This is a genomic window from Mycobacterium sp. smrl_JER01 (genome assembly GCF_048513595.2).
Classification (GTDB): Bacteria; Actinomycetota; Actinomycetes; order Mycobacteriales; family Mycobacteriaceae; genus Mycobacterium.
In genome coordinates, this window is sequence record NZ_JBLXXK020000001.1 from 5,678,486 (window position 1) to 5,690,932 (window position 12,447).

At 68.4% G+C, this 12,447-nt stretch carries 12 protein-coding genes; 9 read left to right on the forward strand and 3 right to left on the reverse strand.

Annotation, left to right across the window (positions count from 1 at the left end; genetic code table 11):
• Positions 1-15 precede the first annotated feature (15 nt).
• A complete protein-coding gene (locus ACNUDN_RS26770; RefSeq protein WP_419124710.1) occupies positions 16-1,443 on the forward strand; it encodes a WS/DGAT/MGAT family O-acyltransferase in 1,428 nt (475 codons plus the stop codon).
• Between the two features lie 3 nt (positions 1,444-1,446).
• Here ACNUDN_RS26770 and ACNUDN_RS26775 read toward each other — a convergent pair whose 3' ends face one another.
• On the reverse strand, positions 1,447-3,000 hold the full coding sequence (locus ACNUDN_RS26775; RefSeq protein WP_419124711.1) for an HNH endonuclease signature motif containing protein: 1,554 nt from the start codon (positions 2,998-3,000) through the stop codon (positions 1,447-1,449).
• 136 nt (positions 3,001-3,136) lie between these two features.
• Between ACNUDN_RS26775 and ACNUDN_RS26780 the strand changes: the two genes are divergently transcribed.
• Complete coding sequence (locus tag ACNUDN_RS26780) at positions 3,137-4,534, forward strand: aspartate aminotransferase family protein (RefSeq protein WP_419124712.1); 1,398 nt, start codon at positions 3,137-3,139, stop codon at positions 4,532-4,534.
• Between the two features lie 11 nt (positions 4,535-4,545).
• Here ACNUDN_RS26780 and ACNUDN_RS26785 read toward each other — a convergent pair whose 3' ends face one another.
• Positions 4,546-5,196 carry a hypothetical protein gene (locus tag ACNUDN_RS26785; protein WP_419124713.1) on the reverse strand — a complete coding sequence of 217 codons (651 nt, stop codon included), beginning with the start codon at positions 5,194-5,196 and terminating at the stop codon, positions 4,546-4,548.
• A gap of 102 nt (positions 5,197-5,298) precedes the next feature.
• On the opposite strand from ACNUDN_RS26785, the gene ACNUDN_RS26790 reads away from it, so the two are divergent.
• From ACNUDN_RS26790 to ACNUDN_RS26800, 3 genes are all read left to right on the forward strand, one after another.
• Entirely contained in the window at positions 5,299-5,829 is a 531-nt protein-coding gene (locus ACNUDN_RS26790; RefSeq protein ID WP_419124714.1) for a hypothetical protein, read from the forward strand.
• Between the two features lie 141 nt (positions 5,830-5,970).
• Positions 5,971-7,257: a metal-dependent hydrolase family protein gene (locus ACNUDN_RS26795; RefSeq protein ID WP_419124715.1), complete on the forward strand. Its 1,287-nt coding sequence runs from the start codon at positions 5,971-5,973 to the stop codon at positions 7,255-7,257.
• Entirely contained in the window at positions 7,254-8,018 is a 765-nt protein-coding gene (locus ACNUDN_RS26800; protein ID WP_419124716.1) for an SDR family NAD(P)-dependent oxidoreductase, read from the forward strand. Before ACNUDN_RS26795 ends, ACNUDN_RS26800 begins: the two co-directional genes overlap by 4 nt.
• Here the strand turns inward: ACNUDN_RS26800 and ACNUDN_RS26805 are convergent.
• Positions 7,984-9,495, reverse strand: a complete 1,512-nt coding sequence (locus ACNUDN_RS26805; protein ID WP_419124717.1) for a diguanylate cyclase domain-containing protein — start codon at positions 9,493-9,495, stop codon at positions 7,984-7,986. The two genes, ACNUDN_RS26800 and ACNUDN_RS26805, sit on opposite strands and share 35 nt — an antisense overlap.
• A 109-nt stretch (positions 9,496-9,604) precedes the next feature.
• Here ACNUDN_RS26805 and ACNUDN_RS26810 point away from each other — a divergent pair, with 109 nt between their 5' ends.
• From ACNUDN_RS26810 to ACNUDN_RS26825, 4 genes are read left to right on the forward strand one after another with little or no spacing between them, the layout of a single operon-like run.
• Positions 9,605-10,645: a CobW family GTP-binding protein gene (locus ACNUDN_RS26810; RefSeq protein WP_419124718.1), complete on the forward strand. Its 1,041-nt coding sequence runs from the start codon at positions 9,605-9,607 to the stop codon at positions 10,643-10,645.
• 16 nt (positions 10,646-10,661) lie between these two features.
• On the forward strand, positions 10,662-11,048 hold the full coding sequence (locus tag ACNUDN_RS26815) for a DUF2237 family protein (RefSeq protein WP_419124719.1): 387 nt from the start codon (positions 10,662-10,664) through the stop codon (positions 11,046-11,048).
• Between the two features lie 39 nt (positions 11,049-11,087).
• A complete protein-coding gene (locus tag ACNUDN_RS26820) occupies positions 11,088-11,630 on the forward strand; it encodes a DUF4333 domain-containing protein (protein ID WP_419124720.1) in 543 nt (180 codons plus the stop codon).
• Positions 11,631-11,688: 58 nt separating this feature from the next.
• Complete coding sequence (locus tag ACNUDN_RS26825; protein WP_419124721.1) at positions 11,689-12,336, forward strand: MOSC domain-containing protein; 648 nt, start codon at positions 11,689-11,691, stop codon at positions 12,334-12,336.
• Positions 12,337-12,447 lie beyond the last annotated feature (111 nt).

The window sequence follows — 12,447 nt, forward strand, 5'->3', positions numbered from 1 at the left end:
GCTAGCGTGCCACCCGTGAGCGCCAACAGTGTCCGCCTCGGACTGCAGGATCTGATGTTCATCTACGGCGAGACGTCGAGCTCGAAGATGCACGTCGGCGGCCTGCTGCCGTTCACCCCACCCGCGGACGCACCGCGTGACTACCTGCGTCAGATGGTCGACGAGGCGCGCAGGCAGGAGGTGGTGCCGCCGTTCAACCGCAAGCTGGCGCATCCGCGCCTGCAGTTCAGCCCGCTGCACAGTTGGGTCACCGACAAGGACTTCGACTTCGACTACCACGTCCGGCGCTCCGCGCTGGCGAGTCCGGGTGATGAGCGTGAGCTGGGCATCTTGGTGTCCAGGCTGCACAGCAATCACCTCGATCTGACCAGGCCGCCGTGGGAACTGCACGTCATCGAGGGTCTGGAGGGTGGCCGCTTCGCGCTGTACATGAAGATCCACCATGCGCTCGTCGACGGATACAGCGCCATGCGGATGCTCGGGCGAAGTCTGACCACCGATCCGGAGTCCCGGGACACCCGGATGTTCTTCAACGTGCCCGTGCCGAGACGTGCCCGCCGCGACCTCGCGACGGCCGGGCCGTCCAACCCGGTGGCCGTCACGCTTCGCGCTCTCGGTGGAGTCGGATCGGCGGTGACGGGCGGTGTCAGCTCGGCGGTCGACCTGGCGGCGGCTCTGGTCAACACCCAGCTCCGGCGCGACGGCGAATTCGCCCTCATCTCCGGTTCGGCATCGGCTCCGCACAGCATCCTCAACGCCCGGATCAGCCGGAACCGCCGTTTCGCGACCCAACAGTACGAGTTCGACCGGCTCAAGAAGCTCAGCGCCGCGCACGGCGCGACCATCAACGACGTTGCGTTGGCGATCATCGGCGGCGGTCTGCGCACATTCCTCACCGATTTCGACAAGCTGCCGGATCGCTCGCTGATCGCGTTTCTGCCGGTGAACGTGCGCCCCAAGGGTGACGAGGGTGGCGGTAACGCGGTGGGCGCGATGCTGGCCCCGATGGGCACCGACATCGACGACCCCGTCGTGCGGCTGGAAGTGATCACGGCGGCCACCCGGGCGGCGAAGGCCCAGCTGCAGTCGATGTCCCCGGCGGCGATCATCGCCTACAGCGCTGCACTGTTGGCCCCCGCCGGCGGACAGATCGCCGGGGCGCTGACCGGGGTGGACCCGCCGTGGCCCTACACCTTCAACCTCTGCGTCTCGAATGTGCCGGGACCCCGAGAGCCGCTGTATTTCAACGGTTCTCGTCTCGATGCGACCTTCCCGGTGTCGATACCGATCCACGGGATGGCACTGAACATCACCTTGCAGAGCTACGCGGACTCAGTGAATCTCGGCTTTGTCGGCTGCCGCGACCGCTTGCCGCATCTGCAACGGCTCGCCGTCTACACCGGGGATGCCCTCGCCGAATTGGAGGCCGCGTCCGCCGGCTGACCGTCAGAAGGGCGGCGGCTCGTCCGGATCGTCCCGGTGCAGCGGCGGCGGTTGCCAGTTCGCGGGAAGGTGCTCGTCCTCGATCGGATCGTTGATCCAGGTGCAGAACGGGCTCTTGCTGGGCTTGACGTCGGTCGTCTCGCCATGGAACAGGACGCGGAAGCGTCGAGATTCGTTACGCCAGCGTCGAATTCGGACTTCCTCTTTGGCCTCGCGGTTGCGGTACCGGTTGTAGATGCTGCCGTGCCGGTGCTCGTCGAGTTGTCTCCGGGAGCGGGAGACGCGCCGACGCTCGTCGGGACGTCGGGGCCGGTGCATGGGCCCGAAAAGCGCCGTGCCGCCAGGGGTGGTGCGGTAGACCTTGCCGGTCGGCGAGGTCCAGACAATGGCGCCGTCGCCCAACTGCCGGTCGCGCCACCCCTTGTCGAAGGTCTTGTCGCGATGGTGTTCACGGCAGTAACAGGCCAGGTTCTCGGGAACGGTCTGACCGCCGGACGCGGGATCGTCGTGGTTGAAGGGTTCGGTGTGGTCGATGTCGCAGCGGGTGGCCGGCACCGTGCAGCCCGGAAAGCGACAGGTCAGATCGCGGGCGCGGATGTAGCGGTCCAGCGCGGCCGAGGGCCGGTACGTTCGGGCCTGCTCGTCGCTGATGACGGGTTCTTCGACCAGCCGGCGGGTCGCGTCGCGGGCCAGCTCGCGGATCAGTTCGGCGTCGACGACGCCGTACCCGGCCAGGTAACCGGGTCGATCGCTGCGCCCGGCCACGGTCTCGGCGGTGGCGATGACATGGAGCACCATCGTCGCACCCGAGCACGCCGCGCCGGCACGCGCCGAGCAGTCGGGTTCGGTGCAGGCACAACCGAACGGACGATCATCGCGGATGGCGTCCAATGCGTCGCTGCGACGCTGTTGCAGCGTCCGCGGATCGGCCGGGCATGTTGCCGTGGCCATCGAGGCGAGCTTCTTGTCCCAGGCCGCGGCCTGGGTGGCGCTCATCCGGGCTTTCAGCCAGCCCATACCGTCCAGACCGGACTCGACGACCACCGACCGCTCGTCGTATGCCCTCGCTCGGCGCTGCTTCGCGGCGTCGGGGTCCAGTGCGATCACCTCGGCGTCGATGGCGTCGATGACGTTCTTGCGCGACCACGTGCGCCAACCGCCGAGTTGCGCAGCCAGGGCGGCGTCGACACGGCCGATCAGCTCATCGTCGACGAGATCGGTGCGACTGAGCGCGAGTTGCACGGTGTTCCAGTCGACGCGCCCCGAGGCGAGTAACGTCCCGACTGCGGGCAGGCGGGTGTTGAGCGCGTCGGCCTGGCGTAGCAGCGTCCGAGCCTGGGCCGCACTGAGCTTCAGTGCCGCGCCCACCTCAGCAGTTGCGCGCCGGAACCCGGTGATCATCGACTTGACGTCCTGCTCGCGTTCCAGCTCCTCATCGATGCGGCGGTCCAACAGCTCGGCGACCGCGGCCAGCGCGCGCGCCATGGCGATGGCGACGTCGCGGTGGGCGTCCTCGGCCAGCCCCACCACCGACGCGTCCGACCAATCTTCGAACATACGTTCTATACTAGCCCACTCTCCGACAAGCTTCTGGCACGCTCGCGACGTGTGGATAACCTCCGCAGCGGCGGGAAGGCGTTGACCGGAGCCGGCGCGACTGTCGGTTCTCAGCTCGGGGATCTACCGTTTCCCTGTGCTGAACGAAACGCTTGCCCATACCGGCCTGCTACCCAACGGGCTGACCGTCGACGCGGCCCGGGCGGAGGCGGCCCGCACCTATGAACTCGACCGTGCCCATGTTTTCCATTCGTGGTCGGCGCAGGCCGAGATCGCGCCGATGACGATCGTCGCCTCCCAGGGCTGCCACGTCTGGGACGGAGCGGGCAACAAGCTGCTCGACTTCTCCTCGATGCTGGTCAACACCAACATCGGCCACCAGCACCCGAAAGTCGTCGCCGCTATCGCCGAGCAGGCGGCCAAGCTGTGCACGGTGGCGCCCCAGCACGCCAACGACGCACGCTCGGAGGCGGCCCGGCTGGTGGCCGAGCGCACGCCCGGCGAGCTGAACAAGATCTTCTTCACCAACGGCGGTGCCGATGCGGTCGAACACGCGGTCCGGATGGCGCGCCTGCACACCGGCCGCTACAAGGTGCTGGCCCGTTACCGCTCCTATCACGGCGGCACCGAAACCGCGATCAACCTCACCGGTGACCCCCGCCGCTGGCCCAACGACCACGGCAACGCCGGCGTCGTCCACTTCTTCGGACCGTTCCTGTACCGGTCGCAGTTCCACGCCGAGACCGAGGCCGAAGAATCCGAGCGGGCGCTCGCGCACCTGCGCGACACCATCCGAATGGAGGGGCCATCGACGATCGCGGCGATCATCCTGGAGTCGATTCCCGGGACCGCGGGGATCATGGTGCCGCCGCCGGGATACCTGGCCGGCGTGCGAGACCTGTGCGACGAGTACGGCATCGTCTTCATCGCCGACGAGGTGATGGCGGGTTTCGGCCGTAGCGGCAAGTGGTTCTCCATCGACCATTTCGACGTCGTCCCGGACCTGCTGACGTTTGCCAAGGGCGTGAACTCCGGTTATGTGCCGCTCGGCGGTGTGGCCATCAACCCGACGATCGCCGAGACCTTCGCCCACCGTGCGTATCCGGGCGGACTGACCTACTCGGGACATCCGCTGGCGACCGCGGCGGCGGTGGCCACCATCAACGCGATGGCCGACGAGGGGATCGTCGAGAACGCCGCCCGTGTCGGGGCCGAGGTGATCGGCCCCGGTCTGAGGGATCTCGCCGCGCGCCATCGCTGCATCGGCGAGGTTCGTGGTGCCGGGGTGTTCTGGGCCGTCGAACTGGTCGCCGACCCGGCCACCCGCGAGCCCCTCGCACCGTACGGAAGTTCCAGTGCCGCAATGAACTCGGTGGTCGCCGAATGCAAGAAGCAGGGATTGTTGCCATTCGCCAACTACAACCGTATCCATGTGGTCCCGCCGTGCGTCATCACCGACGACGAGGCACGCGAAGGTCTTGAGATGCTGGACCGGGCCCTCGATGTGGCCGACGCCGCGATATCCGCCGGCTGATCGAGTCCGTCCTAGTCGAGTTCGCCCTTGATCCCTCGTTCCAGCTCGGCCCGCGCCCGCTCGGGGAGCACGAGCAGGCCGTCGAGTTCGCGCTGTGCGAGCCGATAGGCACGGTCCCGTTCCTGTTGCGTGGCCGCGGAATCGGCGGCCACACGCAGTAACCGCTGCGCCCTGGCAAGGCGCTCCTGATCTTCGACGACGAACCCGCTACGCCTGCGCCGCAGCGCCTCCGCCTCGGCGATGTCGAAAGCGGTGGCATATTCCTGCACCGCGTCCAGGTATTCGCGGGTCCCGTCGGGGTCGTCGATCAGATCGGAGATGTCAGCGGGCCGCATGAAATCGGCCCGCAGCTTGGCGCGGTGGAAACGTTCGGTGAGCGGGTCGCGCAGATCGGTCATCATCGGATAGTCGAGCAGCTTGGCGACATCGAGTTCGTACTCGAGCCACCGGGTGTCCGTGCGGTCGTGTACCTCGACCGCGCGGCCCAGTGCCCTGCGTTTCGCCGCGGCGGGATCGGCGACCTGCGGCGCCTGCTCGGTGGGCGGCAACGCGTCGGTCTGACGCCTGCGCAGCGCGTTGACCCCGAGAAACGCGGCATACCCCGCCCCGATCAGCGGCACCAGCAAGAGCAACAGCTCAAGCAGCCTGATCACCAATCCCATTGAGCCAGCATGCCACCGCAGACACACCACGCAGTTCAACCGTATGCCGGTGATCACAAATCAGGTGGTTTCGGATTCCGCGGATCAGGTAACAAACCTGTCATGCGAAACAAGACCTCAACACCGCGAATCCTCGGATCCTTTCTCTTCGCGGGCGCTGCGGCGACTGCCATCGCGACGGCGCCCCTGTCCTTTGCGACGCCCGCGCCGCCACCGTGCTTCAATCCCGACGGCACCCCGTGTGCGGTCAGCGGCACGGCAGGGCCGGACGGTGCGGCAGGCGCCATTCCCGGCGGCCCCGCAGGTGAGGCCGGTCCCGGCGGCGCCGCAGGCGCCATTCCCGGCGGCCCTGCAGGTGAGGCCGGTCCCGGTGGCGCCGCAGGCGTCATCCCCGGCGGCCCCGGTGGTGAAGCCGGTCCCGGTGGCGCCGCAGGCGCCATTCCCGGCGGCCCCGCAGGTGAGGCCGGTCCCGGTGGTGTGAGCGGCAGCACCAACCCCGGCGGCCCCAGCGGCGCTGCCGGACCCGACGGTGCCACCGGCGCGATCCCCGGCGGTCCTTCGGGTACTGCCGGACCCGACGGCGCCTCGGGTTGCATCCCGGGCATCGGCTGCGCCACGATCCCCGCACCCTGATTCCCTGCTCCGATGAGATGAGCTAGCCGACACACAGCACGACGAAAGGGTCGGGCCTTCGGGCCCGGCCCTTTCGCGCTGTCCGGGCCGAGCCCCTCACACCGCCCAGCTAACGTGGTGCGCGACACGAGGAGGTAGCCGATGACGCCATCAGGCTCGGCGAGCGACCGTCTGCTCATCAAGAACGTGCGTATCTTCGACGGTCTGTCCGACCGCTCCACCGACGGCCACGTGCTGGTCGACGGGCGGATGATCGCCGCCGTGGAGACCTCACCGATCGCCGAAACCGACGTCACCTCGGTCATCGACGGTGCGGGCCGCACCTTGATGCCGGGACTGACCGACGCCCATGTTCATCTGGTCGGGATGGCGAACACTCTGCTCGATCTCGCGATGGGCTCCCAGACCCAGTTGGCCGCGGCCACCTTGGCTGCCGCGAAAGACACACTGCTGCGCGGATTCACCACGGTGCGCGACATGGCCGGCGACACGGTCGGTGTCAAGAAGGTCATCGACGCCCGGCCGGAGCTCGGTCCGCGCATCTACCCGAGCCAGGCAGCGATATCCCAAACCGGCGGCCACGGCGACTTCGGCTTCGTCTACGAGCGCCCGACCGCGCTGGGCGGCTCCGAATCGCGCGCTGAACAAATCGGATTCATGCGTGTCGCCGACGGTGCCGACCGGATGCTCGCGGCGGTACGTGAACAGCTCAAGCTGGGCGCATCGCAGATCAAATTGATGGTCGGAGGCGGGGCGGCGTCCCTGTACGACCCGCTGTACACGGTGCAGTTCACCGATGCCGAACTGCGGGCCGCGGTGCAGGCCGCCGAGGATTACGGCACCTACGTGGCCACGCACGTGTACAACGTGGCGGGTATCCGGCGCGCGGTCGCCGCCGGGGTCAAATCCATCGAGCACGGGCACCTCGCCGACGAACCGACCGTCGCGATGCTCGCCGAGCAGCGCGTGTGGTTGTCCACCCAGCCGTTCGCCGAACACGACCACAGCTTCCTCAACCCCGACAGCGCCGACAAGAACCGGGAGATCTGCGCCGGAACCGATCAGTTGTACCGCTGGGCGACCAAGCACGGTGTGAACGTCGCCTGGGGAACCGATCTGCTGTTCGAACCCGACCGAGACGACCTGCAGAGCGCGATGGCAGTGCGCCTGGGCGAGTACATGAGTACCGTCGACGCACTGAAGGTGCTCACCTCCGGTAACGCCGAACTGTTCCGGCTCGCCGGCGAACGCGACCCGTATCGGGCCGCCCGGCTGGGCGAGATCACCCCTGGCGCCTGGGCTGATCTGCTCCTGGTCGACGGTGATCCGACCACCGACCTCACACTGCTCGGCGATCCCGCTCAGAACCTGGCCGTCATCGTCAAAGACGGTGTGGTCGTCAAGAACACGCTGCCGGCCACACCGTGACCAGAGTTCCGGAGTTGCTGTCGGGTCGCGCCGTGATCGTCACCGGCGCAGCCCGCGGCGTGGGCAAGGGCATCGCGGCGGCGCTGACAGCCCGCGGCGCCTCGGTGTTCGCGGTCGACCGGGACGAACACCTGCTCGGCGAGACCGCGCGGCAGCTGGGAGGCGCGGTCCACCCCCTCGTGGCAGACCTGCGCGAACCGGGGTGTGCGGCACACATCGTCGCCGCAGCGGTCGGCGAATTCGGCACGGTGCACGGTCTGGTGAACAACGCCATCGCCACCAATGAGCCGAAACCGTTCCTCGACATCACCCGCGAGGACTACGACCTGGTATTCGACGTGGGTCCCCGCGCGACCTTCGAGTTGATGCAGGCCGTCCACCCGGCGCTGATCGGCAACGGCGGTGGCAGCATCGTCAACCTCGGCTCCGGGTCGGGCACATCGGGGAAGGCCAAGTTCGGTGCCTACGCCGGCGCCAAAGAGGCGATCCGAGGGATCTCCAAGGCTGCGGCGATGGAATGGGCCAGAGACAACATCCGGGTCAACGTGGTGTGCCCGTTCGCCGAATCCGATGGCATCCGGTTGTGGCGGGAGATGGCGCCGGAGGCCTACGAGCGCAGTCTGCGCAGCGTGCCGATGGGACGACTCGGCGATGTGGACACCGATATCGGTCCGGTGGTCTGCTTCCTGCTCAGCGACGAGTCCGCCTACGTCACCGCGCAGACACTCATGGTCGACGGCGGGACTGCCGGGTTTCGCTGAGTCGCGACACACAGTAGGCGGCCAGCACCTCGACCAGCGGTGCGAGCCGGGTCAGACCGAGATGTCCGTCATGTGAGAAGAACTCCAGCAGATACCGCTTCGGACCGGCGAGCACACCGACCCCGAGCACCGCCTGGTAGCCGAGCCGTCCCAGCAGCGCTGCTTCGGCGGCATCTGCGTCATCCATGTCGAGGGCGGCGACGAATGTCGTGCCCTCGGCGACCGCACGCGCAGACGCCGGGTAGTCGACGAGTTCGTACCACGACGGTCCCAGATCGGTGATCACCGACAGTCCGTAGTCCTGTCGGCGCTGACAATCAACACTGCGGACCGTGACCAGCGCGGTGCCATCCGGTGTGCACTCCGAGATCGACCATGCCGCGATACCGGCCAGCTGCTGCACCTGCGTCGCCAGCACCTCCAGCGCCCCCACGACCGTGAAATCCCTTTTCTCCGAAAGAGTTTGGACAAGAACAGCGGGCAGCACCTCCGCCGCGGGGCGGGCGTCGACATCACGTTTGCGACGATCGGTGCGGTTGGGTACCCGCGCGGTCAGCACCGCGGTGCTGAACCGCGCCGGCCCCTGCCGCTTGGCCTCCATCAAAGCGGCGTCGGCGGCGGCCAGGAGTGCGTCGCCGTCCCGGACGTCCGGACCGGCCACCGCGGCACCCCAGGACACGGTGGCCCCGCTTCCGAGAGCGTCACGGATCGCCCTGGTCGCGTCCATGGCGAAAACCTGTGCCGCGGCGAGTGTGGCGTCGGGCAACAGCACACAGAACTCGTCACCGCCGAGTCGGGTGGCCACCGCACCGGCGATGGTGGCGCTCAACCGGTCCAGTTCGCGGGCGACACCGCGCAGGAGCCGATCCCCGGCGGGGTGGCCGTCACGGTCGTTGATCCGCTTGAGGCCGTCGAGGTCACACAGCAGGGCAACGGGATACGCTTGCTCCCAGCGGATTTCCGCGAAACGTCGCTCCAGGGCGCGCCGGTTGCCGATCCCGGTGAGCGGGTCCTCGAACGCGTAACGCCACACCGTCGTCAACAGCTCGGAGCGCCCGATCGCCACCGCGGTGTGGGCCGCGATGGTCTGCAGCAGATCGGCCTCGCCAGCGCCGAAGCGGCGACCGCCGGCGTCGGTGGCCCGGATCTCACCCCACCGGGAGTCCCCGATCATCACCGGCGCCGCGAGCTCGGTCCCGTGCCCCACCCGAGCACCGACGGTGACCAACGTCCGCAGTGCCACCCGCCCGTCGTCCCAGCGCCCGACCGACACCGATGCGGCGCGCAGCGCGGCCCTCGCCTGCTGCGCGACGACCTCAAGCACCTCGTCGACGTGGTCAGCGCGCGCGACGGCTTCGGAGATACGCAGCAGCGCCCGCAGCGCGGCGAGTTCGGCAGTGTCGGCATCGGTCCGTGCGCTGGGCACGGTCACGCCCAGGCCACTGCCGATGTCGCCGTCGTGCACCCTGCCCCCCACGCGCCGAAGAATGCGGTGCGAAACATCATGCTACTCACCGCGGGGCCCGCGCCGGAGCTGATCTGCGGAGATCGCCCGCCACCCCGTACTACCGGTAGCCTGCCCAGCTGTGCAGTCGATACCCGTCATCGCGCTGACCGGCTATCTCGGCGCCGGCAAGACGACACTTCTCAACCATGTGCTGCGCAGCCCGGACGCTCGGATCGGCGTGGTCATCAACGACTTTGGCGAACTCAATGTCGACGCCGGGCTGGTCACCGGCCAGGTCGACGAACCCGCGTCCATCGCCGGCGGGTGCATCTGCTGCCTTCCCGACGAGGGAGGTCTCGACGACGCGCTGTCCCGCCTGGCCGACCCCAAGTTGCGCCTCGACGCGATCATCGTCGAGGCGAGCGGACTCGCCGACCCGGTCGCCGTGTCGCGGATCATCCGGTTCAGCGGAGTGGACGGCGTCCGCCCGGGCGGCATCGTCGACGTGATCGACGCGGCGACGCATTTCGACACCGTCGACCGCGATGCCAGTCCCCCGGCACGCTACGGCGCGGCGTCGCTGGTGGTGGTCAACAAGCTCGACCAGATTCCCGCCCGGGAGCGCACCGATGCGCTGCAGCGCATCGAAAGCCGGGTTCGAGAGCTCAATCCGCACGCCTACGTCGTCGGTGTCACGGCCGGCCGCGTCGATCCGGCCCTGCTCTACGACGTCGCCGAAGATGCGCGGACGGGCGGTCAGCTGACGTTCCGGGAACTGTGGTCGGACGCCGAACCCGACGACCACCCACCCGGCCACGACGCCGATCATCATCACGCGCACGCGGATTCGGTCACCGTCACCGGCGAGGGTGCCGTGGACCCGGCTGCGGTCATCGAGCTGCTGGAGAACCCACCGGACGGCGTCTACCGGATGAAGGGCACCATCGCGGTGCGATACCGGACCTCAACCCGTCCGTACAGCGTCAACGTGGTGGGGCCGTCGGTGCACATCAGGACCGCTCCGCCGCGGGCGCTTTCCAACAGTCTGGTCGCGATCGGGATGGGACTCGACGTCGACGCGGTGCGGGAGCGGATGCGCACGGCGCTCACGCCGATCGCAGGGGCCGCGCCCGCACCCGGCGTGCGGCGTCTGCAGCGCTACCGCCGGCTGAGCCTGTGAGGGTGATACTGGATTGATGGCCGATCGAAACGTCCTGGGCGCGCCGCTGGACCCTTGCGGCACCGAACCTTTGACAGGGTTCTACCGTGACGGCTGCTGCAGCACGGGCGATGAGGACCTGGGGCGGCACACGATCTGCGCGGTGGTGACCGCCGAGTTCCTCAGCCATCAGCGCTCGATCGGCAACGACCTGTCCACGCCGATGCCCGCCTACCGGTTTCCCGGCCTGGAACCCGGGGACCGCTGGTGCGTCACTGCGCTGAACTGGCTACGCGCACACGAGGACGGCTTCGCCTGTCCGGTGGTGTTGGCCTCGACACACGAACGGACCCTGCTGTCGGTACCCATGGACGTATTGCGCCGCTACGCGGTAGATGTCCCGGACGACCCCGCCGGCCTATGACCTTTACCGGTTGATCCGGAGTCCATATGATCTTGACCCATGGCCCCGACCCGGGATTCGCTGCTGCATACCTGCGCCGCCGCCGCGCTGGCCGGCGGTGCCGCCGTGCTGATGTCGGCGTGTCAGTTCTCGATCGGCGGCGGCCTGGACTACGACAAGCTCGAGCGTGCGATCACCGACGAGCTCAACCGCAGTTACGCATCGATCGATCAGCAGGTCTCCGGTGTCGAGTGCCCGGAGCAGTCATCTCGGCCCGGTAAAGGCGACACCTTCGACTGCACCGCGCAGGTCGGCGGGCAGACGGTCCGGGTGGAGTCGACGGTCACCGACGACGACTACAACGTCGACTTCAGCACCAGGGACACCCTTTACGAGCTGGCCAGCACCGCAACCACGCTCTCCGAAGAGCTGTCGAACCAGCTCGGCTTCCCGGTGACGGTGGACTGCGGCGACGGTCTCAAAGCGGTCGAGGTGGGCGATACCTTCGACTGCACCGCCGCCGACGACACGGGTGCCGAACGGACGGTCCGGATCACCGCGGCGCCGGCCGGCGAGAACGACAGCTGGGAACTGCTGGAGTGACACGGCAGGCCGCCGACACCACCCCACATCGCCCCGCGGCGCCTGGTTAGCTGTTCTCATGGCATCGGTGTTGACGGTGAACACAGCGACCTCCCCGCTCGACCTCGGCTCGCGCAGGTCGGGCATCGACAAGCGGCCCAGCGCCGAACCGCTGGCCGTGCGCGCGCCCGGGCCGCGTAGCGGGGGACTGGGCAGCGGGATCGTCGGGGACTCAGTGTGTGACCGCAAGCATCACGGCGGCGACGACCAGGCGGTGTACGCCTACGCCCGCGAAGACCTCGATCATTGGGCCGCCGAACTGAGCCGCGAGCTCACCAACGGCATGTTCGGCGAGAATCTGACCACCGCCGGGACCGACCTGACGGCGTGCCTGATCGGCGAACGCTGGTCGGTCGGCGACGACGGCCTGGTGCTGGAGGTCACCAGTCCGCGCACGCCATGCCAGACTTTCGTCAGATGGCTCGAGATCCCCGGCTGGATCAAGACGTTCACCGCCGGTGGGCGACCGGGAGCCTACTTCCGGGTCATCGAGCCGGGGACGGTCCGCGCCGGCGACCGCATCCACGTGATCGCCCGCCCCGACCACACGGTGACGATCGGCACCGTGTTCCGTGCACTGATGGGCGATCGGGCGCTGTTGCCGACGCTGGCGGTCGCCGATGCCCTGCCCGACAAGATCAAGGCACAGATCGCCAAAGCCGGATAGTGCGACCGCAGCACCAGGTTTGGCCCCCCGGGAAACCCGGGAACGCTTCGAGGGCGTGACGTCGGTGTCGCGCGACCTCCCCACCTGACGCCCGATCTCACAGGAGTGTGT

Excerpts from the sequence above, each read along its gene's own strand:
- ACNUDN_RS26775 (WP_419124711.1), bottom strand. The coding sequence starts at position 3,000 with ATGTTCGAAGATTGGTCGGACGCGTCGGTGGTGGGGCTGGCCGAGGAC.
- ACNUDN_RS26785 (WP_419124713.1), bottom strand. The coding sequence starts at position 5,196 with ATGGGATTGGTGATCAGGCTGCTTGAGCTGTTGCTCTTGCTGGTGCCG.
- ACNUDN_RS26790 (WP_419124714.1), top strand. The coding sequence starts at position 5,299 with ATGCGAAACAAGACCTCAACACCGCGAATCCTCGGATCCTTTCTCTTC.
- ACNUDN_RS26795 (WP_419124715.1), top strand. The coding sequence starts at position 5,971 with ATGACGCCATCAGGCTCGGCGAGCGACCGTCTGCTCATCAAGAACGTG.
- ACNUDN_RS26815 (WP_419124719.1), top strand. The coding sequence starts at position 10,662 with ATGGCCGATCGAAACGTCCTGGGCGCGCCGCTGGACCCTTGCGGCACC.
- ACNUDN_RS26820 (WP_419124720.1), top strand. The coding sequence starts at position 11,088 with ATGGCCCCGACCCGGGATTCGCTGCTGCATACCTGCGCCGCCGCCGCG.
- ACNUDN_RS26825 (WP_419124721.1), top strand. The coding sequence starts at position 11,689 with ATGGCATCGGTGTTGACGGTGAACACAGCGACCTCCCCGCTCGACCTC.